Below are 25081 nucleotides of genomic sequence, written 5' to 3'. Positions count from 1 at the left end.
GATGCTGGACACCGAGGGCAACGCGGTCATCGCCCTGGACGTGGGCGGAACCAAGATCGCCGGCGCGGTGCTAAAGCCCGAGGGCAGGATGCTGGCCACCGGGCAGCTGCCCACCCCGGCCGCCGCAGGTGCCGGTGCGGTGCTCGATGCCATGGCCAGGCTCGTGGACGAGCTGCGCGCCCAGTCGGCGGTGCCCGTGGCCGGAGTGGGACTCGGGGTAGCAGGGGTCATCGACCCGGCCACCGCCCGGGTGCTCTCGGCCACCGACACCATCGCCGGCTGGGGCGGCACCGACCTGGCCGCCGGATTGCGCGAACGCACGGGCCTGGCCGCCCGGGCCGTCAACGACGTGCACGCCCACGGCCTGGGCGAGGCCCGCTACGGCGCCGGCAAGCAGGCTAGGAGCGTGCTGCTGCTGGCGGTGGGCACCGGTGTCGGAGGATCCCACGTGATCGGCGGGCGGGCGCAGTACGGCACCCACCGGGTCGCCGGGCACATGGGGCATATCGATTCGCCGCTGGCCGCGGGCCTGGCCTGCTCCTGCGGGCGCACCGGGCATGTGGAGGCCATCGCCTCCGGCCCGGGCATCCACCGGCACTACCTTCGCCTGGGCGGGGACCGGCAGGTCGCCGACACCCGGCAGGTCGCGGCGCGTGCCGCGGACGGGGACGAGCGGGCCGTCGAGGCCCTGCGCACCGGGGCACGGGCCGCTGGCATGGCCGCCGGCTCGCTGGCCAATGTGCTGGACCCGGAGCTGGTCATCATTACCGGCGGGATGGCCGGGGCCGGCGAGATCTGGTGGAATGCGCTGCGCGAGGGCTACGCGGACAGCGCCATCGACGCGCTGCGCAGCACCAGCCTGGTGCAGGCGCAGCTGGGCACCGCAGCCGCCTTCTACGGGGCGGCCAGCCTGTTCTGGAACGAGGAAGGGAAGAACGCCTGATGCTGTTGTCCAAGGAGCAACTCGAAGCACTGCGCGGGCAGCTGGTGGTCTCCGCCCAGGCCTACCCGGGCGAGCCGATGCGCCACCCGCAGACTATGGCCCAGGTGGCCGCCTCGGCGGTCATCGGCGGGGCCGCCGCCATCCGCGTGCAGGGCCTGGCCGATATCCAGTTCACCCGCTCGGCCGTCGAGGTTCCGGTCATCGGCCTGTTCAAGGACGGGCACGAGGGCGTGTTCATCACCCCGACCGTGCACCATGCGCTGGCCGTGGCCCAGTCCGGGGCGCACATCGTGGCCCTGGATGGCACCCGCCGCGAGCGACCGGACGGCAAGAGCCTGGCCCAGACCATCAAAGCCGTGCATGAACTCAGCGGCGCGCTGGTGATGGCCGATTGCGGCAGCCTGGACGATGCGCTGGCTGCCGCCGAGGCCGGGGCCGACCTGGTGGGTACCACGCTGGCCGGCTACACCGGTGAGCGTCCCAAGACCGACGGTCCGGATCTGGAGTTGCTAGAGCAGATCGCCGCGGCCGGGCTGGAACGCCCGCTGGTGGCCGAGGGCCGCATCCATACTCCGGCCCAGGCCCGCTTAGCCCTCGAGGCCGGCGCTTTTGCCGTGGTGGTCGGGACCGCGATCACCCATCCGGCCACCATCACCTCCTGGTTCAGCGACGCGTTGGGCGGCGGTTCCTGACGCCGGAAGCCGGGGGCACCCCAGGGGCGGAACGCACAGCGTTCCGCCCCTGGGGTTTTTCTATTTATTCAAACAAAGTACTTTTGACGTGGAGATAATTATTCAGATTAAATCGGAAACCACTAGCCAAGGTAATGCACGCCACATACACTGGGGGTGACGTCCTACGTCATACCTCTAGCGGATCACCGCGATCATCCCATCCCCAGTGAGAGGACTCCGCCCTTGAAACCTGTTATCCACCGATCACGCCGGCGCCGGCCGCTGGCCCTGGCCGTGGCAGCCGCGCTGCTGGTGCCGCTGTCTGCCGCCTCGCCAGCGCAGGCTGCCGGTTCGGCCACCGAAGCCGACCCGGGCGCCGCGCCGGGGCAGTTCACCGAGACCAACCTCGGTGCGGACCGCACCGAGGCCGATTTCTTCTACCGCATCCCGGCGCTGCTGCACCTGGGCGACGGAGTGGTGCTCGCCTCCTGGGATGCCCGGCCGGGCAGCGCCGCCGACGCGCCGAACCCCAACTCCATCGTGCAGCGCCGCAGCACCGACAACGGCAAGACGTGGGGGCCGATGACCACGATCGCCGCCGGGTTCGCCGGCAGCGCCGAGGAAGGCAAGTACGGCTATTCCGATCCCAGCTACGTCCACGACCAGCAGACCGGCAAGGTCTTCGCCTTCTTCGTCTACTCCAAGGACCAGGGTTTCCACGGCAGCGCCTGGGGCAATGACGACGAGAACCGCCAGGTGATCAGCGCCGCGGTGGTCGAATCCTCCGACGGCGGGCTGACCTGGAGCGAGCCGCGGCTGATCACCGATGTGGTCAAGCCCGGGGACGGTGCCGTGCCCGGCGCGGTGCGCAGCACCTTCGCCACCTCCGGCGCGGGCATCCAGCTGTCCCGCGGCGAGTACGCCGGCCGGTTGATCCAGCAGTATGCCGGGGATGTCATGCAACCCGACGGGTCCCGCAGCATCCAGGCCTATTCGGTGTACTCCGACGACCACGGTGCCACCTGGCAGCGCGGCGAATTCACCGGCAGCCGGATGGACGAGAACAAGGTCGTGGAGCTCTCCGACGGCCGGGTCATGCTCAACTCCCGCGATTCGGCAGGTGGCGGCTACCGCAAGGTGGCCGTATCGGAGGACGGCGGCCACAGCTACTCCCAGGTTTCCGCGGACCATCAGCTGCCCGACCCGACGAACAACGCCCACATCACCCAGCTGTATCCGGGCGCCGAGGCCGGCAGCGCCGAGGCGAAGAAGCTGCTGTACACCGGGGCCAACTCGAAGACCGGCCGGCAGAACGTCTCCGCCCGGGTTTCCTGCGACGACGGGCAAACCTGGCCGGGGCTGCGCACCATCCGCCGCGGCTTCTCCGCGTACTCGGTGGCCAGCGCCCTGGACGACGGACAGTTCGGTGTCTTCTATGAGGGGGGCTACACCGACTCCATGCAATTCGCCAGCTTCGACGAGCAATGGCTGAATTACGTGTGCGCGCCGCTGGCCGCGCCGGAACTCACCGCCGCAGCCGGGGAGCAGGCCGAGCTGGAGGTGACCATCGCCAACCAGGAGGACCGCGCCATCAGCGGCACCTTGGCGCTGGCCGAAAGCAGCCAGGCCACCGCCGAACCGCTGGCCATCGAGCCGCTGGAGCTCGGGCAGTCGCGCACCGTGGCCCTGCCGGTGGACATCTCGGCGCTGGCCAATGGCACTCAGCAGCTGCAGCTGGTGTTCACCGAGGCCGATGGCACCCAGTCCCAGGGGCTGGTCGACGCGCAGATCAACGGCCAGGAGGTCACCGGCATCGAGGTGACCGGTCAGCGCGCCGACTCCGGCCGCGACGTGGCTACCGACCCTTATGCCGAAGGCGAGAAGGTGCCGTACAGCTTCACCGTGAAGAGCACCGGCAACATCAACCAATGGGTGGTGCCCACCGAGGGCAACTTCGCTCCTTTCGCCGCGAAGCCGGTCGGCGAGCCCAGCGAGGCCGGCAACTGCCGCTACTCCAACTTGGCTGCCGGCGCCTCCTACCAGTGCACCACCCCGCGCCATGCGGTGACCGCCGAGGACCTGTCCAACGGATACTTCACCCCGCAGACCACCTGGACATCCGGCAAGCTCGGGGACTACGCGACGGTCGCCAACGAATACCGGATCATCGGCGACGAGGTCGACCTGCTGGTCCGCGCCCCGGGCCTGGAAGCCCACGCCGGGCAGCCGGTGCTGGCCGACCTGGACGATGACGGCTACGCATCTGCCGGAGACACCGTCAGCTATGAGGCCACCGTTCAGAACACCGGCAACGTGCGGCTGACCGGCATCATCGGCGGCGGGATCGAGATCCCGGAGCTTGCCGCGGGTCAGAGCGCCACGGCCACCGTCACCCGCCAGCTGCAAGCCTCGGATATCGAGCAGGCCAAGCTGGCTGAAGCCGCCGAAACGCTGGCTGGGAACAACGGGGCCAAGCAGGCCACGGCCGAACTGGTGCTGCCGGCCTTGGACCTGCCGGTGCAGGAACAGGAGGAAGCCTCCGGCAAGCCGGGCAAGGCCGTGCTCTCGCACGACAACGGACAGGGCAGCGGGCTGCAGGACGGCGACTACACGATCACCATGGACCTGCGCTACGGTGCCAACGCCACCGAGTTCATCCTGTATGAGAACGGCGAGCAGATCGCCCGCCAACCACTGGCTGCGAACGGCCAGGAAGCCCAGCAGGCCAGTGTCGGCATCACCGGCAAGGCGAACGGCACCTACAAGTACCAGGGCGTGCTGCGCAACGCTGCCGGCCAGCGCAAAACCGCGGTGCTGGCCGTGAAGGTCACCGATGCCGCGCCGGGTGCGCCGAAGCTCAGCGCCCAGGTTGATGCTCAGGCTGGCACGATCACGGTGAGCAGCGAGCTGCGGTGGGGCACCAACGCCACCAGCTACCAGTTATTCGAGAACGGCAAGCTGGTCGATGAGCAGCAGCTGGACGCCGACACCCCGAACGCGCAGCAGGCCACGACGGTTCTGGAGGACCGTGCACCGGGAACCTACCGATACCGGGCGGCCGTGGCGAATGCCGCCGGTTCCACCGAAAGCAAGCAGCTGGTGGTGCGGGTGAAGTAGCACGGTGGCAGGCCGGATCCTGGTTCCCGTCGCCAACCCCGCCGCCAGCAGGGCGCGCGTCCGTTTCCGGGCGCGCGCCCTTCTCGCCTAGGCTTGGGAGCGAGAATTGTGTTGAACAGCATGAACGGAGAATTAGTGGACGTCTTTATCAAAGGCCCTTCCAAGCGCGACGTAGCTGGCATGAAAGCGGCCTTCGGCGAGGTCCAGGGCGGCGATGTCCTATCGGTGCTCTACAAGACCGAACGTTTCGGCAACTTCTTGATTACCGGGGCCGCGCACGCGACCGTGCTCGATGACGTGATGGTCGGCGGGTTGAACGCGGCCGCGGCGAAGAAGAAAGCCAAGGACGCCGAGGGCGGCGAGATCATGCAGCGCCAGCCTGACAAGGACGTGCGCGCCTTCCCTGCCGTCTTCGAAGGCGATTTCGCTCCGGAAGACATCGAGGTTTCCGAGCTGTCGCATGGCGATCTGGTGGTGGCTTCCTTCAGCCAGGAACCATACGGCGATTTCGTGGTGACCGGGGTGGTGACCGAAGCCGAGAAGGACCGCGGCTACCTGATGGTCGGCCCGTGGATCCTGCAGACCGCGCAGGGACCTGCCACGCGGCTGCGCTCGGTGCAGCGGGTGGCGGCTAACGGCACGCATGTGGCTCCGGTGCCTACCCGTCGCGGCCTGGTCGAGGTCGACGGGCTTTAATCCGCGAAGATTCCCGGGGGACTGGGGTGAATGAGCTGATCCGCCATTCACCCCAGTCTTCTTTTAAGGCGTGGTGATGGTGGCGGTTTTCGCGTCTGGCTGTGGCCAATACCCGGGAAATGATCCAAGATATCAGCGCCATTCGCGAATCATGGAATACCCGCTCCTTTTCGCGAGTGAGCAGCAACGCCTGGAGGACCCTGGATCTGCTGATGCAAAAACCAGTGATTGCAGCAGCCTCCGCGGCCAGAGTCCGGGCGTGAAACCGCCAAGCATCTACCCGCCTCTTCAAGCGCTCACGAACTGCGGCATCTTGCAGTCCAAGAAGGAACACAAGCTCGGCTCATTCTGGCGCAGCGATGAGATCCTGCACGCTATCGATCACGTTGCTGAACGTGCCGGGCGCAACCGGCAGGTTCAATTCGAGGCAAGTCGAGCACAACCTACTGGAGGCAGCATTCGCCAGCAGTTTTTGAAATCCGGGACCCAGACGCATATGGATGCGCGACCAGTCTGCGCTCCCGGAGCGGCGGACCTAGCCATGGGCCGGGATGCTGCTGCACGCACGTCGGCATGCCCACCATACTCGGCGGGTGCGTGGTCATCGCCTGCGCAGTGCTGGACGTAAGATCAAGGAACCAGCATAGTGAACAGGACTTCCATGATGACATCGCCAGATAGCACCGGAACGGTGCCCGTGACTGCATTGACCGGGCTCAGCGCCTTCCCGCTCACCCCGTTGAAAGACGGCCAGCTCGATCAGACCGCCTTCGCCGGACTGGTGCAGCGCCTGGTTGCCGCCGGGGTGGATTCGATCACCGTACTGGGCTCGACCGGTTCGTACATGTACCTTGATCGTGCAGAGCGTGAGCGCGTCATCCGATTGGCAGTGCAGCACGCTGCCGGGATACCGGTGCTGGCCGGCGTCGGCGCCATGCGCACAGAGCACGTGCTGGCGCATATTGATGATGCCCGGGCCGCCGGCGCGGCCGGAGTGCTGCTCGCCCCGGTGGGCTACCAGCGGCTGGATGATGACGAGGTCTTCGAGCTGTTCCGGGCAGCCACCGGGCGCAGCGAGCTGCCAGTGGTCGTCTACGACAATCCGTCAACCACGCATTTCACCTTCAGCAACCAGCTCTACGGGCGGATCGCGCAGTTGCCCGGGATCATTTCCATCAAGATTCCCGGGGTTCCGGCAGATCCGGAAGAAGCGCGGGCGCATGTCGCCGCGATCAGGGCGGTTCTTCCCGAGCACGTCGGCATTGGCGTCTCCGGCGATGCGTTCGGGGCAGCCGGGCTGATCGCCGGGTGCGATACATGGTTTACCGCGGTGGGCGGGACGATCCCGGTACCGATGCTTGGGATCACGCGTGCGGTGCAGGCGGGTGAGCCCGCGAAGGCGCTGGCTCTCAGTGAAGACCTGCAACCTCTGTGGGAGCTGATCGGGCAGTGCGGCAGCCTGCGCGTCAGCGCCGCCATCGCCGAGCGTCAGGGATTGGCTGCGCCCGATTGCCTGCCGTTGCCGGTCCAGGGGCTGAAACCGGATCAGCGCGCCCAGCTAGCTCTGATGCTCGACCGGTTGGGGCTGGCAAGTCTCTAGCAAGTCGGAGCCAGATCCAGTTCCGCCAGGTCCAATTCCACCAGGGCCACGCTCCTGTTGCGGTTGATGACAGTGAAGCCGGCAGCTTCGAAAGTTGCCAGGACACCGGTAAACAGTCCGGCACTGTCCTTGGCATTGATGCTGGTATCGGTGGGGCGGGCGCGCAGCACGCTGGCGCCGTTCGCGCGGGCATGCTCGATTGCGGCGGCCAGCAGCTGGGCCGAAATGCCTTGGCGGCGGAATTCGGGGCGGATAACGAAACAAGTCAGCACCCAGATGGATTCGCCGGCCTGGTGCCCGCGGGGGCGGAAGCGCGGGTACCGCCCGCTGGGCCCGACCTGCACCCAGCCTGCCGGCTGGCCATCGGCATAGGCGAGCAGGCCGGCAGGAATGCCGGAGCCGCTGACCTGTTCGCGCAGGGCAGTATCATTGCTGCCCGCGCCGCGGTTCCATTGCTCATCGATGAAGTACTGGCATTTGCACCACGAGGGATCGCCCCGCACACCGAAGATGAGTGCCAGGCCATCCCAGCGCGAGGCATCTGCAGGCAAGATTTCTAGTTCCATCAAGTCTTCTTCGGGGACTGGTTCCGGGCGCCTGTGGGGCGTACCCTGTGGCTAACTGGATGTCGATCAAGGAAAGCGTGCCCACCACCATGCCACGAATAATCCGTTTTGACCATATCGGCATCACCGTTGCAGACCTCGATCTGGTGACCGCCTTCTTCATTGGCCTGGGCCTGCATGTCGAGGGGAGAGCCGACGGGATGGAAGGCGAGTTCCTGGAAACCGTGTGCGGGGTCAAGGACTCGCGCACGAACATCGTGATGCTCAAATCCGAGGATTCCTCCGTCGGCATCGAGCTGTCCAGCTTCGAGAAGCCCGCGCACGAACCGGGCAACCCGCACGCCATGGCCAATGAACTCGGGCTGCGCTCGATCGCGTTCGAGGTCGACGATCTCCAGGAGATGCTCACCGGCCTTGAAACCCAGGGCTATGGGCTGATCGGCGGGGTAGGCGAATACGAGGGCATGTGGAAGATGGCCTACGTGCGCGGTCCCGAAGGGCTGACCGTGGCGCTGGCCCAGCGGCTGGACAATTAATCCCAGCAGCCGCGACTACTGTTAAACGGCCGGAGCTCGGCCCCGCGGAATTTCCCCGGGGCCGGGCACCGGTGACCTGGCCTCAGGCAGGTACTAGCGCTTGGCCTTCTGCAAGGACTTCTCGCTGATCGGCGCATTGTCGCTGGCGCGCAGCTTGCGGAAGTACTCCATGGCCTCATCCTGGCGTTCGGCTTCGCCGCCCGAGGAGATGTCTGCACGCAGGTGGTCCTGGGTGTAGCCGAAGGCGTCCACCAGGTCCTGGGCGTGCGGGCGCAGGCGGGCAAGCAGGCGGTTGATGTAGCCGGGCAGGGTGCGGGCACGCTGCATCGAGAGCAGGCCGTTGGCCAGGTACCAGCCCAGGTCGTCCTCGATCAACGACAGCGCGAAGACATCGCGCAGCCAGGTCAGCACCTCGGTGGTGGCCGGATCGCCGGTCTTCTCGATGGCCGCGGTGAATGCCTCCCAGCGCAGCAGCTGGCCGTGATCGCGGGCCGCGGAGATCAGCAGGTCCTGGTTCTCGTTGAACGCGGCGGCGCCCTTGGCCTTGTCCTTCCCGGCGGCGCGCAGGGCGTTGGCCACCGAGGCGACCTTGGCATTGATGCGGTCGGTAAGCAAGGCTCGCTGGTTCTCCGGGTCCTTGAAGAAGTTGGCGCTCTTGCGCTCATCGGAGATATCCGCGAAGGCCTGGCCCACGCTGCGCAGCCCGGAGCGGTGCAGTGCGGTGGTGCCTGCCTGCTTGGCCGCGTACAGCGCCATCGCGCCGGTGTCGAGCTTGCGGAACTCGGCCGCATAGTCGGTGAGCAGGCGCTTGCCCACCAGCTGCAGCAGCACATTGTTGTCGCCCTCGAAGGTCACGTAGACATCCAGGTCCGCGTAGAGCTGGGTGAAGCGGTTCTTGGCGATGAAGCCGGCGCCGCCGCAGGCTTCGCGGCATTCCTGGATGGTGTCCAGTGCGTCCCAGGTGCTCAGCGGCTTCAGCGCGGCGGCGAGGGTTTCCAGGTCCTGGCGGTCGTCGTCGCTGTCGGCGCGGCCGGAGAACACCGCATCGAACTTGTCCAGCAGGCCGTCGTGGGCGAAGGAGGAGGCATAGGTGCGGGCCAGCCGGGTGATCAGCCGGCGCTGGTGGCGCTGGTAGTCCAGCAGGGTGGTTTCCTCGGTGTCCGAGGTGGAGTTGAACTGGCGGCGCTGGTTGCCGTAGGTCACGGCGATCTGCAGGGCGATCTTCGAGGCGTTGGTGGCGGCGCCATCCAGCGAGACGCGGCCCTGGACCAGGGTGCCGAGCATGGTGAAGAAGCGGCGGCCCGGCGAGGGGATCGGCGAGGAGTAGGTGCCGTCGGCGTCCACGTTGCCGTAGCGGTTGAGCAGGTTGGTGCGCGGAACACGCACGTTGGTGAAGTGCAGCCGGCCGTTGTCGATGCCGTTCAGCCCGCCCTTGAGCCCGTCGTCCTCACCGCCGACGCCGTCCAGGAAGTTGCCGTCCTCGTCGCGGATCGGCACGTAGAAGCAGTGCACGCCATGGTTCACGCCCTTGGTGACCAGCTGGGCGAAGACGGTGGCTGCCTTGCCGTGCAGTGCGGCGTTGCCCAGATAGTCCTTCCAGGCGGCCTTGAACGGGGTGTGGATGACGAATTCCTCCGTGGCTTCGTCGTAGGTGGCAGTGGTGGCGACCGACGCCACGTCCGAGCCGTGGCCGATCTCGGTCATGGCGAAGGCGCCCGGGGTCTTCAGGCTCATGGCATCCGGCAGCCACTTGGCGTGGTGCTCTTCGCTGCCCAGGTGCAGGATCGCTCCGGCGAACAGGCCCCACTGCACCCCTGCCTTGATCTGCAGCGATGGGTCGGCTGCCACCAGTTCCTCGAAGGCGGCCAGCGAGCCGCCGTGGTCATCGAAGCCGCCGAATTCCTTGGGGAAGGCGCGCTGCACGGCCTCCTGCTCGACGAGGATGCCCAGCTGGCCGAGCACCCGTTCGCGGTGCTCGGCCATGCCCAGCAGCGGGTCGCGCTGCAGCTGCGGATTGGCGGCGCGGGCGCGCGAGGCCTTGCGGATTTCGGCGTAGGGGCCGAGCAGCTGCTCGGAGAGGGCGGTGACGTTGATGCGGTTCTCGCTCATGGCGTGCCTTTCATTTCGGTGGTTCGGGTTGGGGTGCACCAAGTGGTGCTTCAGCGGGTTGTCGGTTTCCGGGTGGAGGCGATGCCGTAGGCCAGCCAGTTGGTCAGCTCGGTGGCCAGCGACTGCAGCGACGGCTTGTTGGCGCCGGGCGGCTGGCTCAGCCATTGCTCGCCGGCGGCGCGGACCATGCCCAGGGCCGCACGCGGCCACAAATCGAGGGTGGCGGCGGTGGCGCGCTGGTCGTAGAGCTTGAGCAGGCGTTCGCTCATCAAGCTGGAGGCCTCCTCGAAGAAGGTGTTCAGAGCCCCGGCCGACTCGTCATCGGCCGAGCGCGGGGCGGAGGTCACGAAGAAGTACAGGTTGGGGCTGTTGTCGGCCAGTCCCAGATAGGAGGAGACCATCGCGTGCAGCGCGCTGATTTCGTCTTCCTTGGCCAGACCCGCGGCGATGACGCGTTCGCGGAAGTCGTTGATCACCATGGCGCTCAGCGCCTGGCGTAGTCCTTCCTTGTCTCCGAAGTACCGGTAGTAGACGGGCTTGGAGGTGCGTGCGTGCCCGGCGATGTCTTCCATCGAGACCTGCGGGCCGAGCTCGTGCACTGCCTTGCGTGCCAGCTTGAGCAGCTCCTCGTGGCGCGCGGTGCGATGCGCTTCCCAGCGGGCTGCCCGGCCGTCGGTCTCGCGGTCGAATTCTTCGGTGATCTTGTTCACGTAACTCAGAGTATCATGTACTCTTGGTTACAGTAATACTTGTCACACCAGAATATTTACAGGAGTTCAACGAACATGAGCCAGCCTTCTGTGCGCAACGCCGTGATCATCGGTGGCAACCGCATTCCCTTCGCCCGTTCCAACACCGCCTATGTGAATGCGTCCAACCAGGACATGTTCACCGCCGCACTCGAGGGCCTGGTCGCCCGCTACGGACTGCAGGGACAGCGCATCGGCGCCGTCTCCGGCGGCGCGGTGCTCAAGCACTCCAAGAACTTCAACCTGATCCGCGAAGCGGTGCTCGGCTCCTCGCTGGATCACGCCACCCCGGCCTACGACGTGCAGATGGCGTGCGCCACCGGCATGGAAGCCATCGGCTCGCTGGCCAACAAGATCAAGCTCGGCCAGCTCGACTCGGCCATCGGCGGCGGTGTGGACACCACCTCCGACGCGCCCATCGCCGTATCCGATTCGCTGCGCGCGATCCTGATGGAACTTTCCCGGGCCCGCTCCACCAAAGCCAAGTTGGCCGCGTTGTCCAAGCTGCGCCCAGGCCACCTGGCCCCGGCGGCCCCGGGAACTGGCGAACCGCGCACCGGCCTGTCCATGGGCGACCACCAGGCGATCACCACCAAGAAGTGGGGCATCACCCGCGAAGCACAGGATGAACTGGCCTTGGCCAGCCACAAGAACCTGGCTGCCGCCTACGACCGGGGCTTCTTCAACGACCTGATTACCCCATTCAACGGCCTGGCCAAGGACAACAACCTGCGCGCCGACTCCAGCATGGAAAAGCTCGCCAAGCTCAAGCCGGCCTTCGGCAAGAACCTGGGCGAGGAAGCGACCATGACCGCTGGCAACTCCACCCCGCTGACCGACGGCGCCTCGACGGTGCTGCTGGGCAGCGAAGAGTACGCCCAAGCCAACGACCTGCCGATGCTGGCGAACTTCGTCGACTTCGAAGCCGCCGCGGTGGACTTCGTGCACGGCGGTGAAGGCCTGCTGATGGCCCCGGCCTACGCCACCGCCCGCATGCTCAAGCGCAACAACCTCACCTTGCAGGACTTTGATTTCTACGAGATCCACGAAGCCTTCGCCGGCACCGTGCTGTCCACGCTCAAGGCGTGGGAAGACGAGGAATTCTGCCGCGAGAAGCTTGGCCTGGATGCGCCGCTGGGCGCCATCGACCGGTCGAAGCTTAACGTGAATGGCTCCTCGCTGGCTGCCGGGCATCCCTTCGCCGCCACCGGCGGCCGCATTATCGCCAGCACTGCGAAGATGCTGCACGAAAAGGGTTCGGGCCGCGCACTGATTTCGGTCTGCGCAGCAGGCGGCCAGGGCGTCGTCGCTATTCTGGAGGCTCGCAACTAATGGCAGACAAGTACATGGAACTGGTCAACACCGGCCTGACCAAGAAGCTGGCCACCATGCTGGGCCTGCCGCGTCCGCCGCGACTGCGCCGCTACAACCCGCAGGAAGCCCTGCTGCCCGGCCCGGTGCTGATCCTCGGCGCTTCGGCCCAGGCGCAGGAATTGAGCGACACCCTGGTCTCCTGGGGCCTGGATGTGCGCCGGCATGATGCGGGCGAGGCCAAGCTCGGCGGCCTGGTGCTGCTGCTCGACGAGCTCGAGCGCCCCACGGACCTCTCGCCGCTGATGCTGGCGGCCGGCCAGGCGCTGCGCAAGCTGCTTCCCGGCGGCCGCGTGGTCGCATTCTCCCGGCCCGCCGGGGATGATGATGCGCCCCAGCTGTCAGCCGTGCGCCAGGGCATCGATGGCGTGGTGCGCTCGATGGGCCGCGAAATGCGCGGCGGCGCGACCGCCAATGGCATCGTGCTCGACGCTGGCACTACCGTGGCCAGCCCGAGTGCGCTGGCCGCCTTGCGCTTCTTCTTCTCCGGGCGCAGCGCCTATGTGGACGGCCAATTCTTGACCGTGCGCACCAACGATGGCGTGCTTCCGGCTGACTTCGCCAAGCCGCTGGCCGGCAAGGTGGCAGTGGTGACCGGGGCCGCCCGCGGCATCGGCGCGGCCATCGCCAAAACGCTGTCCCGCGATGGGGCGCAGGTGGTCGTGGTAGACATGCCGGCCGCCGGCGAAGCGCTGGCCAAGGTGGCCAATTCCATCGGCGCCACCACCTTGCAGCTGGATGTCACCGCGGAAGATGCAGCGCAGCAGATCATGGATCACGCGATCGGCCGGCATGGCTCGCTGGATCTGGTGATCCACAATGCCGGAATCACCCGCGACAAGCTGCTGGCCAACATGGATGCCGGCCGCTGGGATTCGGTGATTGCCGTGAACATCGCCTCGCAGCTGCGCATGAACGAGGCCTTCCTGGCGGCCAACCTGCCGGGCCTGCGCATCGTGTCGCTGGCGTCCACCTCCGGGATCGCCGGCAACCGCGGGCAGACCAATTATGCGGCTTCCAAGGGCGGGGTGATCGGCATGGTGCACGCCAGCGCCAAGCTGTTCGCCGAGAATGGCGGCTCCATTGCCGCGGTGGCCCCGGGATTCATCGAGACCGAGATGACCGCAAAGATCCCGCTGGGCACCCGCACCGTGGCCCGCATGGTCCTGCCCTCGCTGATGCAGGGCGGCCTGCCGGTGGATGTTGCCGAAGCCATCAGCTTCCTCGGCTCGGATGCCGCGGCCGGGCTGAACGGCCAGGTGCTGCGCGTCTGCGGCCAATCGCTGGTAGGTGCCTGAGATGGGTGCGCAGATCGTTACCGGAATTCCGTCGATGGCCTCGGTCTATGCCCAGTCCGTCAAGACCCTGAAGCGCAAGCCGAAGAACCCGGTGCTGCCCGAAACCGTGCTGGTGTTCCAGGGCGCGAAGGCCGATCCGGCGAAGCTTGCCGAGTTCCGCAAGGCCGTGGACGCACCGATGAACGGCGTGCTGCCGAGTCTCTACGTGCACTCCTTGGCGTTCCCGCTGGCGATGTCCTTGATGGTGCGCGACGATTTCCCGTTGCCGCTTCTGGGAATGATCCACTTGGTCAATCAGGTGGAGGTCCAGCAGCCGCTGGGGGAGGACGAGGCATTCGACATCGAGGTGCACAGCGAGAACCTCGCGGCCCATCCGCACGGGGTGACCGCCGACCTGGTGATGCGCATTGTGGTGGATGGGCAGGACCGGATGCTGCTGCGCAGCACGTTCTTGGCCAAAGGCGTGCGGCTCGATGGGACCACGCCGGAGAAAAGCGCGCGCCCTGACTTTGCCGCACCGCAGCGCACCGCAAGCTGGAAACTGGATGCTGGAACCGGACGCCGCTGGGCCGCGGTCGCCGGGGACTACAACCCGATCCACCTGGCTGCGCTCAGCGCCAAGGCATTGGGCATGCCTGCGGCCATCGCCCACGGCATCTACCTGGCGGCCCGTGCGCTGGCGGGGATCGAGCCTGCTGGCGGAAGCTACCGCTGGAGCATCGAGTTCAAGACTCCGGTGGTGCTTCCGGCTTCGGTTGACCTGGCCTTCCAGCCGAACGCCGACGGTTACACCATCCAGGCGTGGAACGCGCGCAAATCCAAGCCCCACTTCGAAATGGAGCTGGTGCGCGGCTAGGTGAAGTCACCAGTGCCCTGGTCATCGACGCAGTCGCGTTGACGGCCAGGGCACTGTGGTGCCACCGTCCTTGACTAGGCTCGGTGGCGCTCGGACTGGGCCATGCGATAGCTGGCCAATGTAGCGACAGCGGCGCGCTCCCAGGTGAATAGTCCCGAATGCTCCAGTGCGCCGTGTCCGGCGGCGGTAATCTGTTCAGGATCCCGGGCAAGCTCAAGCAATTTTTCGGCCCACAGCTGGGCATCGGGCTCGTCCATGAGCCACCCTGATTCGCCGTCGTTCACGGCGTACGCCAAACCGCCCACGGCATTGGCCAGAACCGGAGTGCCGCAGGCCTGCGCTTCGGCGGCTACCAGGCCGAAGGTCTCGGAGAGCGAAGGGACTGCAACGACGTCGGCGTTGGCGAAGACGAGTGCCAATTTCTCGGGGGAGAGCGGATCGAAGAAGCGGACGACGTCCTGAAGGCCGTGGCGTTGCACGAGCGATGGCAGGTCGTAGTTGGTTTGCCCGGACAGGGCGCCGAAGAGTGATGCGGTGATGCGCAGGCTGGGGTCCTCGCGGCGCGCGATGCCCATGGCTTCGAGCAGCAGATGCGCTCCCTTCAGCGGTTGCATCCGTCCGGCATAGACCAGATGCAGGTCATCCTCGCCCAGCGGGCGGCGCACCTTGTCCTGGTCCGGATGGAAGATTCGGTGGTTGACGCCGGGCAGCACGATGTCGAGCTTTTTCGATTCCACGGCGTAGAAGCGCCCGAGCTGCTTCGCTTCCACTGGAGTGTTGGCGATGATGCGCGCGCATTCGGAAAGCAGCTGCTGCTCGGCTTCCTTGCGGTACCCGGGCTCGGGGATGCCCGATTCGTGCTCCTTGGCCGCGGCCGAGGTGTGCATCGACACCAGCAGGGGAGCGTCCCACCGTGCGGCCAGCTGCAGCCCCACCATTCCCGAGAGCCAATAGTGGCCATGGATTACATCGATCTTCACGCCGTGCAGGTGGGTGGCTATTTCTTCCGCGGCTTCGTCGATGATTTCGGGCAGCTGCTCCTTGGCCAGGGTCCGGTTCGCGGCTACCTGCACCTGGTGCATCCATACGCCCTCACTGACCTGCAGCGACTCTGATTCCCCGGCGGTGCGCGTGAGCATATGCACTTCGTGGCCCAGCGCGCCCAGCGCATAGGAAAGGTTCTGGATGTACACGTTCATGCCGCCTGCATCGCCGGAGCCGGGTTGCTGCATTGGCGAGGTATGCAGGGAAAGCATGGCTATGCGCATGATCGGTACTCCCAAGGTGCTGTGCTGGTGACGGAATTTTTCGTTCGAAACTCCGCCTCTGATGCTACCAAGAAGCCAAGTCGAGCATCTTCGCGTTTGCGGATGTCCAGTGATCCACCATGTCCGCTCCTCCGTGGCCGTCTTTTTCGCAGATGACCAGCGAGGAAGCCGGCCAGAGCTGGTGCAGCTTCCATGCGGTTCTTGCAGGGCCGGAAACATCGGCGCGTCCGTGGATCAGGACGGCCGGAAGATGCTGGATCTTGGCCATGTTCTCGAGGATCGGTGGCTGGCAGAAGCCGTCGTGGGCCCAGAAATGCGTCGTCATCCGGGTCATCGAATGCCGAAAACTGCGCTCTTCCCAGCGCGGATCCCGAACCACTTGCTCGGAGCCGAGGGAAATGTGGGTATCCTCCCACAGGGCCCATTCGCAGGAGGCCGCGTCGCGAAGTTCAAGATCGCTGGAGCTGAGCAGTTGCGCGTAGGCCTCGACCAGCCGCAACTCTCCGGACGCATAGGCAGGAACATGCCTGCTGGCGAATCCCGCGAGCCGGTCCCATGCCTCGGGAAAGAGCGCTCCAACGGTTTCGGTGATCCATTGGACTTCTTCACGGCTGGTTGTCGTCACCGCGAACAGCACGATGCCGATAACACGTTCGGGATGCGCCTGCGCGTAGGCGAGCGCCAAGGTCGAGCCCCAGGACACGCCATTGAGGATCCATTTCTCGATTCCCAGCCCGATGCGCAACGTTTCGATGTCGGCAATGAGCCGCGGGGTAGTGAATGATTCCATCTCCACGTTTGCATCTGCAGCCGAGGGGAGGGAACGGCCGCAACCGCGCTGCTCGAAACCGATGAGGCGCGTACGGGACAGGTCCCAGCGGTTTCGATAGCCGCTGGCGCCGAGCGTTCCTCCCGGGCCGCCGTGCAGATGCAGTGCCGGGATTCCGTCGCGGCGTCCGAACTCTTCCCAGTACAGCTGGTGGCCATCGTCGGTCGGCATCAGCCCGTGATGGATGGGATTGCTGCCGAGGGAAAAATCAGTCATGTACGCACTTTACGGGAAAGCGGGCCAACGAGGGCTTCATCGAAAGTTGCTTCCGCTCTTCTGGATCTCCTTGGCCGGCCATCATTGAAAATGCGGGGAGCTCGGCTGGAGAGTTCAAGCTGTCCGTCGATGAAGTTGATACTCGCGCCATGTCAGTACAACGATGAATGCGTCGAAAACTGTGAGCCCGATGAGTCCCCAGCTGAAGCTGATAAACAGCTCGTAGATCTGGTACACGATGAATGCAATCAGGAATCCAATGAGCCACGGATAAGCCCACAATTGGTTTCTCAGCACTGCCCACACCAGCACCACCTTTACTATCCCATGGAATAGCAGGTAAGCCGCTGCAAAGAGTGTTGCAGAAACATCTAGGCGTTCAGCCAAACTGACCAGAAAGCGGGCGATGAAATCCTGCGGATCTTCGGAAAGTTCGTGGTGAGTCACTGCACTTACGAACACCATGATCTGAGATGGCCCGGCAAAGAGAAATATGGTGCCGGCCACGAGTTCCGAAACGCCCGTGATGCCCTTGAGGATCAGGCCCATGTAAAAAGTTCGGTCTAGCAATCTGCGGCGCTTGCCTTGTCCTGGTGCTGATTCCGGATGGTTCATGGCCCGCTGTGCTTTCTTCATTGTTTGACAAGCATTAACGATGATCTGAGCTTACTTCTCAAAGTGCGACGAATCGCTATGGAGTATCTGAGAGCTGGCATGCTGCCAATTCGATTCCACGTGGCGAGCGATGTTCATTTTCAATCAGTTTTCGTTCCGGAATGTCGTAGGGAGATCAGGCGCTGATCGAAGCCACGAGGACAGTGAGCCGTCGCTTCGCCTAAATGATCAACGAAAGACAGTGGGCACCCGCGTCATTCGCACACCTGCGCGAGTACAGTTGAATGCTCGAATCGCTGGTAACTGGCATCACGGTCGCCGAAAACCTGCAATTCTGTCGAAAATCTTGTGACCCTTGACACGAAATTGCAGTGAAAATGCTGAAACCTCCTACTCAAGGCCGAATATTCCGCGAATTTACGGGCGTTTCGACGACTTTGGGGCAGTTGGTGGCCGATTGGAATTCACGCGAAAGCGGTGGTAGAGTTTTACTTCGTTGCCAGCGATAACAACGCGAACAACGAACAACCTGCGCGGGTGGCGGAATAGGTAGACGCGCCAGCTTGAGGTGCTGGTCCTCGAATAGAGGGTAGGGGTTCAAGTCCCCTTTCGCGCACAGGTAAAACCCCCGGTTGACTTCGGTCAACCGGGGGTTTTTCACATCTGCCAGAAATCTTGGCCCGCTGGGGACGGAATCAATGAGCCGCGGCTCCCTGCGCCATCGCGATGCCATCCGGGGACTTTGCTTCCTGTGCCGCGCTGATTCCGGCGCGGCGGCCAAAGAAGCTTCCATCGCCCAGGCTGGTACCGCTGGCGTAGCCGCCGGCGCAGACCCCCGAAGTGCAGCGTCCCGCCGCGAACAAGCCCGGGATCGGTGCGCCCGAAACATGCAGTACCCGTGAGTCGGCATCGGTCTTCAGCCCGCCCAGGGTGAATCCTCCGGTGCGGCCACGCAGGTCGATTGCCGCCAGCGGACCGCGCAGTGGCTTGACCCACTTGGGGTTCTTGCCCAGCAGGGGATCGGTGCCCTCGGCCGCGAAGCGGTTGTACTGCTCGATGGTGGCCTGGAGGCTGCCTGCAGACAGTCCCATCTCGGCTTCCAGCTCGGCGGCGTTGTCGGCAACCCAGGTAGGCTGCATCAACAGTTCCGGACTGGAGGTTTCGCTGGCCGAGCCTTCTTCGAATGCAGCCTCGTCGATGACCAGAAATGCCTGGTTCTCCTGGTGGAACAACGTCGCCTGGCCGAGCCGGCCCGGGTAGGCGTCTTCATTAATGTAGCGCTGGCCGCGGCCGTTGACCAGGATGCCGCGCACCAGCAACTGCGGATCGCAGAAGAATGCGACCTCGGTGGCGTCCATGTGGGCGGTCGCTGCGCCAATCGACTGGCCCATTTGGATGGCGCGCCCGTCGTGCGCCTCAATGGATGCCGCCGGGCGGCCCAGGATGCGCGGCGCATTGGCACGGACCATTTCTTCGTTGAAAGCGAAGCTGCCCATGGCCAGGACCACGCCACGACGTGCCTTTACGTAGAGATCCCTGCCATAGCGCGTGGCGCCGATGCCCACCACGCGTCCATCGGACTCGACGACTAACGATTGCACCCGCAGGTCGTATTCGGCGCGCACGCCCAGGGCTTGCGCGGTCTCGACCAGCGGTTTCATGAGCATGTAGCCGCCGCCCTGCTCGCCGGTATTCTTGCCGGACATCTGCGGAACGTGCCCGCGCGGAGCCGGGGAAATCGAGGTGCTGAACGGGGCTGCGTTCTCGCCGCAGGAGTACATCAGCCCGTCATCATGGGGAGGTTCCCAGCCTGGCTGGCCCCAGAACGATTGCTTGAAGGCGACACCCGCGTCCACCAGCCAGTTGTAATGATCCACGCTGCCTTCGCAATAGGCATCGATCTTCGCATCGTCGGTCCCCGGGCCGAGGGCGGCCTTCATGAAGGACTTCATGTTCTCGACGGTGTCTTCGAAGCCCAGGGCCCGCTGCAGCGGAGTGCCGCCGCCGAGATAGACGAAGCCGCCGGCCATGGAAGCGGCGCCGCCCCAGCCTCCGGAACGTTCGAGCACTAGCACCTCGGCTCCGGCGCGTGCAGCCTCGATGGCGGCGCTCACCCCGGCGATGCCGTAGCCGGCAACCACCACATCGGCCTCGTAATCCCAGTTGCTGATGCTGCTGGCTGAAATGTTGAACGAGCTGCTTTCGGACATGTGCGGGCATCCTCTCGAAATAGGCTAAAAAGTATCCAGAAGATTAGCTGTCCACTGCCGATTCACTGCGAAGCAGTCCCACTGGATGGAACCGTCGTGCCTTGAGCCCAGCTACCCTTGGGTTCCGCTGAGCCGGCGCAGGCTCTCGGCATCCAGCACCTGGTTGAAGACCGGTCCCTGCGGTTCCAGCACCCGGCCGGCGGCCAAGCTGGGCAGCTGCACCGGGGAGAAACCCAATGCCTTGGTGAGTTCCGAAACCATCTGGGCATCCTGCGCGTTATCCGCGGCGACGCCCAGGGCACGCTGCGCAGATTGCTTAGTTGCCCGATCCGCATCCATATCCCAATGGCTGATGTGATTCAGTGCCTTGACTACGCGCGAGCTCTTGAAGCGGGCCGCGATGCCCTCGGAACTGGACAGACCGGCATCCAGCGAGGCTTCCAGCCAATCGGGAAGCGGCTCGTCTTCCCAGCGGTTGGTCGCATCCACCAGCAGGGTGCCAGCCAAGGAGGAGACATCGATGTCGCCGAGTTCTTCCTGCGGCACCATGAGCACCACCAAGTCGACATCCTCGGCGATCTCCTCGGCCAGCACGCCGGTGGCCCGGGATGCATACTGCGCCAAGTGGTATTTCATCATCCGCGGGGGCCGCGAGCCCGCGATGCGTACCTCGATGCCGGCAGCTGCCGCTGCCCGGGCCAATGCCGTGCCAGCTCGTCCTGCGCCCAGGATTCCAATCCGCTTGATGCTCATAGCTCCAGCCTAGACGCGAAGGCCGTGGTGGCATGCAATTCATTGCATGCCACCACGGCCTTCAACTTAGCGGAAGCTTGTCAGCTCCAAAGCGGAGCCAGGGACTTGAACAGCTGCTGCACGCCCAAGATGATGAACAGCACCGCGGTAATCGCCAGCGCCGTATTGGTGTGCCAGCGGTTCGCCCATTCCTTCGGGATGCGCTTGCCGTTGAGCAGGCCCAAGAGGGTGACTGCCAGGAACGGCATGAACAGTGCGCCGAGGACGCCGTAGGCCAGGATCAGGGCGATCGGCTTGTCCAGCAGGAACAGCACCATTGGCGGGAAGGTCAGCCACAAGACGTAGAACTTGAAGTACTTGCCGCCGGTCATGGTGTCCGGGTGGTTTGCAGGCTTCTTGCGCATGTGGCCCCAGAAGTCAGCGAACATCAGCGAAACGCCGTTCCACACGCCGATGATCGACGAGAAGGACGCGGCCCAGAAGCCTACCAGGAAGCCGTTGCCGACAACATCGCCGTACTCGGCCTTCAGCACATCGCCCAGTTCCAGCAGTCCCTTGTCGCCACCGGAAATGGTGACGCCAGCGGCGCGAACAACTTCTGCGCCGACGATCAGCATCGCGAGCACGAAAATGCCGGTCATGACGTAGGCCATGGTGTTGTCGATGCGCATCACGCGCATCCACTTAGGGGTGTACCAGCCCTTTTCGCGCAGCCAGTAGCCGTAGGCGGCCAAGGTGATGGTGCCGCCGACGCCGCCGGCCAAAGCCAGGGTGTAGACCACGCCGCCCTGCGGAATCATCGGGATCAGGCCCTTGAGCATCTCCGGAATGTTCGGCACAGCGATGAAAGCCAAGCCCACCACGGTCACGAACATGATGCCTACCAGCACGGCGGTGATCTTCTCGAAGAAGTTGTACTTGCCGAACCAGACCATCATGAAGCCCAGCAGGCCCATGAGCACTGCCCAGATCTTCAGGTCCACTGCCGGCATCAAGGCTGCCAGCGGCAACGCGGCAGAGCTCATCGCGGTAGCGCCGTAGACGAAGCCCCAGATGATGATGTAGGGACCGAAGTACCAGGTGGTCCACTTGCCCAGGGTGCTCCAGCCTTCGAAAATGGTCTTTCCGGTGGCCAGGGTGTAGCGGCCAGCGCCTTCAACCAGAACAATTTTCAGGATCACGCCGACAATCACTGCCCACAGCAGGGCATAGCCATACTGGCTGCCTGCTACCAGGGTGGCTACCATGTCGGCTGCGCCAACGCCGGTCGCCGCAACGACCAAGCCCGGGCCAATGACCTTCCAGCGCGGTGGGCCGCCACCGTCCAGATCGGCGCGTTGCGCCTCGATGTTTTCACTCATTTGATTTTCCTTTGCCGCAATGCGATGCCGCCGCGGCAGCGCATCTACGGTGATGCGGACCACGGGGGTGTGAGATCGTATTCAATCTTGGTAGTGATCTTTCTTACTGGCAAACTCACAGTCAACTACTAACACTTTCTTAAGTTTGAGGGTGACGTGAGAAACACTGCGTACCCGAATTGCTAGAATTGACCAGTTACCTGCGGGCTTCGCGCCCGGATCTGATCACCGAGGATGATGCCGTGCAGCTGTTGATCGTCGAAGACGACGAGGCCGTCGCCCGCGCCCTGATTGATGCGGTGAGCGCGGCCGGCCACCTGGCAGAGCATGTCAGCCGCGGTGCCGACGCGCTGTTGAAGCATCGAAACGCACAAATGATCCTGCTGGACCTGGGCCTGCCGGACATGGACGGACTTGAGGTCCTGCGCAAGCTGCGCCAAATCAGCGACATTCCCGTCGTCATCCTCTCGGCTCGCAATGACGAGCGCAGCGTGGTCCGGGGGCTGCGCCAGGGCGCAGACGATTTCCTGGTCAAGCCCATCGGCCTGGCAGTTCTCCTTGCCCGTATTGACGCGGTGGCGCGCCGGGCAAAGGTGCTTGCCGACGACAACGACGGCGTGCTCATCGCCGGCGGGCTGCGCGTGGATACCGGCAAGCACGAAGCGGTACTCGACGGGCGGGCGCTGCATTTGACCGCCAAGGAATTCGACTTGCTGGCGTTGCTGGCCCAGCACGCCGGATCGGTAGTCACCCGGGAGCAGATCCTTGACCGTCTCTGGGGCGACGCATTCATTGCGGTGTCGCGTTCCTTGGATGTCCACCTCACCGGCTTGCGTTCCAAGCTCGCGGCTCCGGGGATGATCGTGAACGTTCGCGGGGTCGGCTACCGGCTGGAAACGCCAAACCCGTGAGGCTGCGCGTACTGGGAATCCTTGGCACTCTGCTGCTGGCGATCGTCGCCATCGCCAGCGCGATGCTGTTGCAGAGCGTGAGCCGCGATGCCACCGCGGACCTGCAGCTGAACCGGATTTCGGCATTGAACCGCTTTGTCCAGCTTGCCACCCATGCCGACCTGAACAGCGACATGTCGCTGCTCCAGCTGGAGATGGATACCTATAGCGATCTGTATGGCGAGGGACTGCTGATCAATCTCGGCCAGCGGCAATTGGTCTCGGGGAGCATCGACCCGCAGGACCCCGAGATTGCGCAGGCCGTGCGCAATGCCGAACTGAACCTCGGGCTCCTCCAGCTTCCGCCCATCGATCCCTTCTCCGATGCCACTGCATTGCTTTCGCAGCCTTTCGGCAATTCCGCCCAGGTGCTCGGCTCGGTCACGATGCAAGTGAACCTGGAAACTGCACGCACAAAGGTGCTGGAAAAGTCCAGCGTGCTCTGGCTCATGGTCATCTCCCTTGGTGCCGGACTGCTGCTCCTGGCCGACCGCCTCACCTCTTGGGTGCTTCGCCCGGTGCACCGGCTCAACGACGCGGTCAACGACATTGCGCAGCACCAGGCACCGGTGCATCTGGAAGAGCAAGGCCCTCCCGAGCTGCGCCAGCTGTCCCGGTCACTGAGCCGCATGGCCCAAACCATGGCCGAGAGCCTGGAGCAGCAGCAAGAGCTCATCGCCGAGACATCCCATCAGCTGCGCAACCCGGTAGCAGCCTTGAGGCTTCGCGTGGATCTGCTGAAGATGCGCCTGGGCGAGCAGGCGGATCCCGCCGGGGTGCACGCCGTGGAAAGCGAACTGGATCGGGTCGAGACCCTGCTGGATGGCGTCATGCGCTTGGCCAGCGCCGAGCATCGGCTGACCGAGCAAAGGGCCGGGGACGCGCTGCCCGACACAGCTGTGCGCGGCCAGCAAATCGACGTCGGGCAGATGCTTGCCGAAGAAGTCGAACGGCAATCCGAAGCTGCCCGGCTGCTAGGCAACCAGCTGGTGCTCGATGCCAGTGCCACCTCGGAACCGGAAGCCATCGCGTGGTGCAACGGCTTCGATTTGCAGCAGATGCTCGCAGAACTGGTTGAGAACGCCTTCAAATACGCACCCGGCAGCAGCATCGTGATGGGCCTCGAGCTCCACCAGCGAACAATAGAGATTCAAATCCAAGACCATGGTCCCGGCATGAGCGCAGCTGAACTGGAGAACGCCGCAGATCGGTTCTGGCGTGCAGAACAGGTGCGGCACCGCCCGGGAACAGGGTTGGGACTGGCGATCGTCGATCGCCTGGCACGCGTCAATGCCGGTGGACTCACGCTGGAATCTTCTCCGGGCCAAGGGCTGAAAGCCACAATAAGCCTCCCCCGGCACACCAAGGAATCAGAGGTCCACGATGAATCCTGAGCCATTGCCATCACGGCGGAAACTGCTCAAATACCTTCTTGCGCTCCCGGTGGCTGCCACGATCCCGGCCTTGGGTTCTTGCACTTCGCGGGCCAGTGCAGGCCGATTGGATATCGCGTCAGGTGAAGATGGGGGAATGTACTTCCAATTTGCCTCCTTGCTCTCCAGGGCGCTGGTGGCCAACGGCGTCGCCGAGCAGTCGCACGCCTTGAATACCCAAGCTAGCGCCCAGAACCTGGCGATGCTCGCAGGCAACGAGGCCGAGCTGGCCCTGGCGCTGGCCGATACGGCGGACCAGTATCGGAAGGATCATGGCTCGCAGACCCAGCCGCTGGCCCTGGGCCGCGTCTACCAGAACTACTTCCATTGCATCCTCCGTCCTGGAACCGGCATTGAATCGCTGCACGATCTGGCAGGACGCACCATCGGAACCGGCGCCCCGGAATCCGGTACGTGGGTTACCGGCCAGCGGATCCTTGAAGCGGCGAAGCTCAAGAACAGCGCGAATGCGCCCACGGAGCTGCAGTACGGGTACGCGGCAGGGTTGGACGCGCTGAGCCGCGGAAGCATTGACGCGCTCTTCCTTTTCGGCGGCCTGCCGGTGATGCCGCTGAGCGAACTCGCGTCCAGCATGGATCTGGAACTGCTCGACGTGTCGGGGGTCCTGCCGCAGCTGCGTGAGCGGTACCCGGACCTGTACGACGCGGTTGTCATCCCGGAGGGAACTTACCACGGCGTCAAGTCCGTCCAGACAATCGGGGTGGGCAACTTGTTGATGGCGCGCGCGGATATGGCTGATGACCTGGCCGGAGCCATCGTCAAGCTCCTGGTCGACCACGCTGACCAGCTGGTCCCGGACTCCAGCGCCGGCATACAATTCCTGACCACTGAAACCTTGATCAGCACCGGTGGCCTGCCGTTGCACCCGGGTGCGCGCACCGCCTACCGGGAACTGCACGGATAAGCTCGC

Annotated in this window: 21 protein-coding genes and 1 tRNA gene; 13 read left to right on the top strand and 9 right to left on the bottom strand. The window is 64.8% G+C overall.

Features of this window, described 5'->3' with window-relative positions; genetic code table 11:
- The first annotated feature begins 1 nt into the window (after position 1).
- From BKX98_RS04570 to BKX98_RS04545, 5 genes are all read left to right on the top strand, one after another.
- Positions 2-943 carry an ROK family protein gene (locus BKX98_RS04570; RefSeq protein ID WP_073706273.1) on the top strand — a complete coding sequence of 314 codons (942 nt, stop codon included), beginning with the start codon at positions 2-4 and terminating at the stop codon, positions 941-943.
- Entirely contained in the window at positions 943-1635 is a 693-nt protein-coding gene (locus BKX98_RS04565) for an N-acetylmannosamine-6-phosphate 2-epimerase (protein WP_073706272.1), read from the top strand. The genes BKX98_RS04570 and BKX98_RS04565 overlap by 1 nt, the downstream gene beginning before the upstream one ends.
- A 225-nt stretch (positions 1636-1860) precedes the next feature.
- A complete protein-coding gene (locus BKX98_RS04560; RefSeq protein ID WP_073706271.1) occupies positions 1861-4734 on the top strand; it encodes an exo-alpha-sialidase in 2874 nt (957 codons plus the stop codon).
- 120 nt (positions 4735-4854) lie between these two features.
- Complete coding sequence (locus tag BKX98_RS04555; protein ID WP_143181015.1) at positions 4855-5430, top strand: hypothetical protein; 576 nt, start codon at positions 4855-4857, stop codon at positions 5428-5430.
- Positions 5431-6094: 664 nt separating this feature from the next.
- The gene (locus BKX98_RS04545) at positions 6095-7030 is read left to right on the top strand and encodes a dihydrodipicolinate synthase family protein (RefSeq protein WP_073706462.1); all 936 of its coding nucleotides are present in this window, start codon (positions 6095-6097) and stop codon (positions 7028-7030) included.
- On the opposite strand, the gene BKX98_RS04540 is transcribed toward BKX98_RS04545, so the two are convergent.
- Positions 7027-7596 carry a GNAT family N-acetyltransferase gene (locus BKX98_RS04540; protein WP_073706268.1) on the bottom strand — a complete coding sequence of 190 codons (570 nt, stop codon included), beginning with the start codon at positions 7594-7596 and terminating at the stop codon, positions 7027-7029. The two genes, BKX98_RS04545 and BKX98_RS04540, sit on opposite strands and share 4 nt — an antisense overlap.
- A 59-nt stretch (positions 7597-7655) precedes the next feature.
- Between BKX98_RS04540 and BKX98_RS04535 the strand changes: the two genes are divergently transcribed.
- Complete coding sequence (locus BKX98_RS04535) at positions 7656-8132, top strand: VOC family protein (protein WP_233125271.1); 477 nt, start codon at positions 7656-7658, stop codon at positions 8130-8132.
- 93 nt (positions 8133-8225) lie between these two features.
- Here the strand turns inward: BKX98_RS04535 and BKX98_RS04530 are convergent, their stop codons facing one another.
- Both BKX98_RS04530 and BKX98_RS04525 read right to left on the bottom strand, forming a co-directional pair.
- The gene (locus BKX98_RS04530) at positions 8226-10241 is read right to left on the bottom strand and encodes an acyl-CoA dehydrogenase (protein ID WP_073706267.1); all 2016 of its coding nucleotides are present in this window, start codon (positions 10239-10241) and stop codon (positions 8226-8228) included.
- 50 nt (positions 10242-10291) lie between these two features.
- Positions 10292-10951 (bottom strand): TetR/AcrR family transcriptional regulator, encoded by a 660-nt coding sequence (locus BKX98_RS04525; protein ID WP_073706266.1) that lies wholly within the window; start codon positions 10949-10951, stop codon positions 10292-10294.
- 75 nt (positions 10952-11026) lie between these two features.
- On the opposite strand from BKX98_RS04525, the gene BKX98_RS04520 reads away from it, so the two are divergent.
- From BKX98_RS04520 to BKX98_RS04510, 3 genes are read left to right on the top strand one after another with little or no spacing between them, the layout of a single operon-like run.
- Complete coding sequence (locus tag BKX98_RS04520) at positions 11027-12322, top strand: acetyl-CoA C-acetyltransferase (protein ID WP_073706265.1); 1296 nt, start codon at positions 11027-11029, stop codon at positions 12320-12322.
- Positions 12322-13659 (top strand): 3-oxoacyl-ACP reductase, encoded by a 1338-nt coding sequence (locus BKX98_RS04515; RefSeq protein ID WP_073706264.1) that lies wholly within the window; start codon positions 12322-12324, stop codon positions 13657-13659. Before BKX98_RS04520 ends, BKX98_RS04515 begins: the two co-directional genes overlap by 1 nt.
- Before the next feature lies 1 nt (position 13660).
- Positions 13661-14515, top strand: a complete 855-nt coding sequence (locus BKX98_RS04510) for a MaoC/PaaZ C-terminal domain-containing protein (RefSeq protein ID WP_073706263.1) — start codon at positions 13661-13663, stop codon at positions 14513-14515.
- A 74-nt stretch (positions 14516-14589) separates the two neighbouring features.
- Here the strand turns inward: BKX98_RS04510 and BKX98_RS04505 are convergent, their stop codons facing one another.
- From BKX98_RS04505 to BKX98_RS04495, 3 genes are all read right to left on the bottom strand, one after another.
- Positions 14590-15783, bottom strand: a complete 1194-nt coding sequence (locus BKX98_RS04505) for a glycosyltransferase (protein ID WP_073706460.1) — start codon at positions 15781-15783, stop codon at positions 14590-14592.
- A gap of 64 nt (positions 15784-15847) precedes the next feature.
- Entirely contained in the window at positions 15848-16828 is a 981-nt protein-coding gene (locus BKX98_RS04500; protein WP_073706262.1) for an alpha/beta fold hydrolase, read from the bottom strand.
- A 114-nt stretch (positions 16829-16942) separates the two neighbouring features.
- Positions 16943-17464 carry a DUF2127 domain-containing protein gene (locus BKX98_RS04495; RefSeq protein ID WP_083586612.1) on the bottom strand — a complete coding sequence of 174 codons (522 nt, stop codon included), beginning with the start codon at positions 17462-17464 and terminating at the stop codon, positions 16943-16945.
- Positions 17465-17974: 510 nt separating this feature from the next.
- Between BKX98_RS04495 and BKX98_RS04490 the strand changes: the two genes are divergently transcribed.
- Positions 17975-18059 (top strand) — tRNA-Leu (locus BKX98_RS04490).
- 79 nt (positions 18060-18138) lie between these two features.
- Here BKX98_RS04490 and BKX98_RS04485 read toward each other — a convergent pair.
- From BKX98_RS04485 to BKX98_RS04475, 3 genes are all read right to left on the bottom strand, one after another.
- Positions 18139-19653: an FAD-dependent oxidoreductase gene (locus BKX98_RS04485; RefSeq protein ID WP_073706260.1), complete on the bottom strand. Its 1515-nt coding sequence runs from the start codon at positions 19651-19653 to the stop codon at positions 18139-18141.
- 111 nt (positions 19654-19764) lie between these two features.
- Positions 19765-20406 (bottom strand): NADPH-dependent F420 reductase, encoded by a 642-nt coding sequence (locus BKX98_RS04480; RefSeq protein WP_038991029.1) that lies wholly within the window; start codon positions 20404-20406, stop codon positions 19765-19767.
- 80 nt (positions 20407-20486) lie between these two features.
- Positions 20487-21767 (bottom strand): Nramp family divalent metal transporter, encoded by a 1281-nt coding sequence (locus BKX98_RS04475; RefSeq protein ID WP_073706259.1) that lies wholly within the window; start codon positions 21765-21767, stop codon positions 20487-20489.
- Positions 21768-22009: 242 nt separating this feature from the next.
- On the opposite strand from BKX98_RS04475, the gene BKX98_RS04470 reads away from it, so the two are divergent.
- Genes BKX98_RS04470 through BKX98_RS04460 form a run of 3 tightly spaced genes read left to right on the top strand, consistent with a single transcriptional unit; the run spans position 22010 to position 25075 of the window.
- Positions 22010-22678: a response regulator transcription factor gene (locus BKX98_RS04470; RefSeq protein ID WP_073706459.1), complete on the top strand. Its 669-nt coding sequence runs from the start codon at positions 22010-22012 to the stop codon at positions 22676-22678.
- Entirely contained in the window at positions 22675-24111 is a 1437-nt protein-coding gene (locus BKX98_RS04465) for a HAMP domain-containing sensor histidine kinase (RefSeq protein ID WP_073706258.1), read from the top strand. The genes BKX98_RS04470 and BKX98_RS04465 overlap by 4 nt, the downstream gene beginning before the upstream one ends.
- Entirely contained in the window at positions 24101-25075 is a 975-nt protein-coding gene (locus BKX98_RS04460; RefSeq protein ID WP_073706257.1) for a TAXI family TRAP transporter solute-binding subunit, read from the top strand. The genes BKX98_RS04465 and BKX98_RS04460 overlap by 11 nt, the downstream gene beginning before the upstream one ends.
- Positions 25076-25081 lie beyond the last annotated feature (6 nt).

Source organism: Glutamicibacter sp. 0426 (genome assembly GCF_001906485.1).
In the GTDB taxonomy this organism is placed as follows: Bacteria; Actinomycetota; Actinomycetes; order Actinomycetales; family Micrococcaceae; genus Glutamicibacter; species Glutamicibacter nicotianae.
The sequence above is the reverse complement of the archived record's forward strand: the minus strand, read 5'-3'. Positions and strand labels throughout refer to the sequence as shown.

What these genes read in the sequence shown, in the direction of transcription:
- BKX98_RS04570 (WP_073706273.1), top strand. Translation starts at nt 2, where the DNA reads ATGCTGGACACCGAGGGCAACGCGGTCATCGCCCTGGACGTGGGCGGA.
- BKX98_RS04565 (WP_073706272.1), top strand. Translation starts at nt 943, where the DNA reads ATGCTGTTGTCCAAGGAGCAACTCGAAGCACTGCGCGGGCAGCTGGTG.
- BKX98_RS04555 (WP_143181015.1), top strand. Translation starts at nt 4,855, where the DNA reads ATGAACGGAGAATTAGTGGACGTCTTTATCAAAGGCCCTTCCAAGCGC.
- BKX98_RS04545 (WP_073706462.1), top strand. Translation starts at nt 6,095, where the DNA reads ATGACATCGCCAGATAGCACCGGAACGGTGCCCGTGACTGCATTGACC.
- BKX98_RS04540 (WP_073706268.1), bottom strand. Translation starts at nt 7,596, where the DNA reads ATGGAACTAGAAATCTTGCCTGCAGATGCCTCGCGCTGGGATGGCCTG.
- BKX98_RS04535 (WP_233125271.1), top strand. Translation starts at nt 7,656, where the DNA reads ATGTCGATCAAGGAAAGCGTGCCCACCACCATGCCACGAATAATCCGT.
- BKX98_RS04530 (WP_073706267.1), bottom strand. Translation starts at nt 10,241, where the DNA reads ATGAGCGAGAACCGCATCAACGTCACCGCCCTCTCCGAGCAGCTGCTC.
- BKX98_RS04520 (WP_073706265.1), top strand. Translation starts at nt 11,027, where the DNA reads ATGAGCCAGCCTTCTGTGCGCAACGCCGTGATCATCGGTGGCAACCGC.
- BKX98_RS04515 (WP_073706264.1), top strand. Translation starts at nt 12,322, where the DNA reads ATGGCAGACAAGTACATGGAACTGGTCAACACCGGCCTGACCAAGAAG.
- BKX98_RS04510 (WP_073706263.1), top strand. Translation starts at nt 13,661, where the DNA reads ATGGGTGCGCAGATCGTTACCGGAATTCCGTCGATGGCCTCGGTCTAT.
- BKX98_RS04505 (WP_073706460.1), bottom strand. Translation starts at nt 15,783, where the DNA reads ATGCGCATAGCCATGCTTTCCCTGCATACCTCGCCAATGCAGCAACCC.
- BKX98_RS04500 (WP_073706262.1), bottom strand. Translation starts at nt 16,828, where the DNA reads ATGACTGATTTTTCCCTCGGCAGCAATCCCATCCATCACGGGCTGATG.
- BKX98_RS04495 (WP_083586612.1), bottom strand. Translation starts at nt 17,464, where the DNA reads ATGAAGAAAGCACAGCGGGCCATGAACCATCCGGAATCAGCACCAGGA.
- BKX98_RS04485 (WP_073706260.1), bottom strand. Translation starts at nt 19,653, where the DNA reads ATGTCCGAAAGCAGCTCGTTCAACATTTCAGCCAGCAGCATCAGCAAC.
- BKX98_RS04480 (WP_038991029.1), bottom strand. Translation starts at nt 20,406, where the DNA reads ATGAGCATCAAGCGGATTGGAATCCTGGGCGCAGGACGAGCTGGCACG.
- BKX98_RS04475 (WP_073706259.1), bottom strand. Translation starts at nt 21,767, where the DNA reads ATGAGTGAAAACATCGAGGCGCAACGCGCCGATCTGGACGGTGGCGGC.
- BKX98_RS04460 (WP_073706257.1), top strand. Translation starts at nt 24,101, where the DNA reads ATGAATCCTGAGCCATTGCCATCACGGCGGAAACTGCTCAAATACCTT.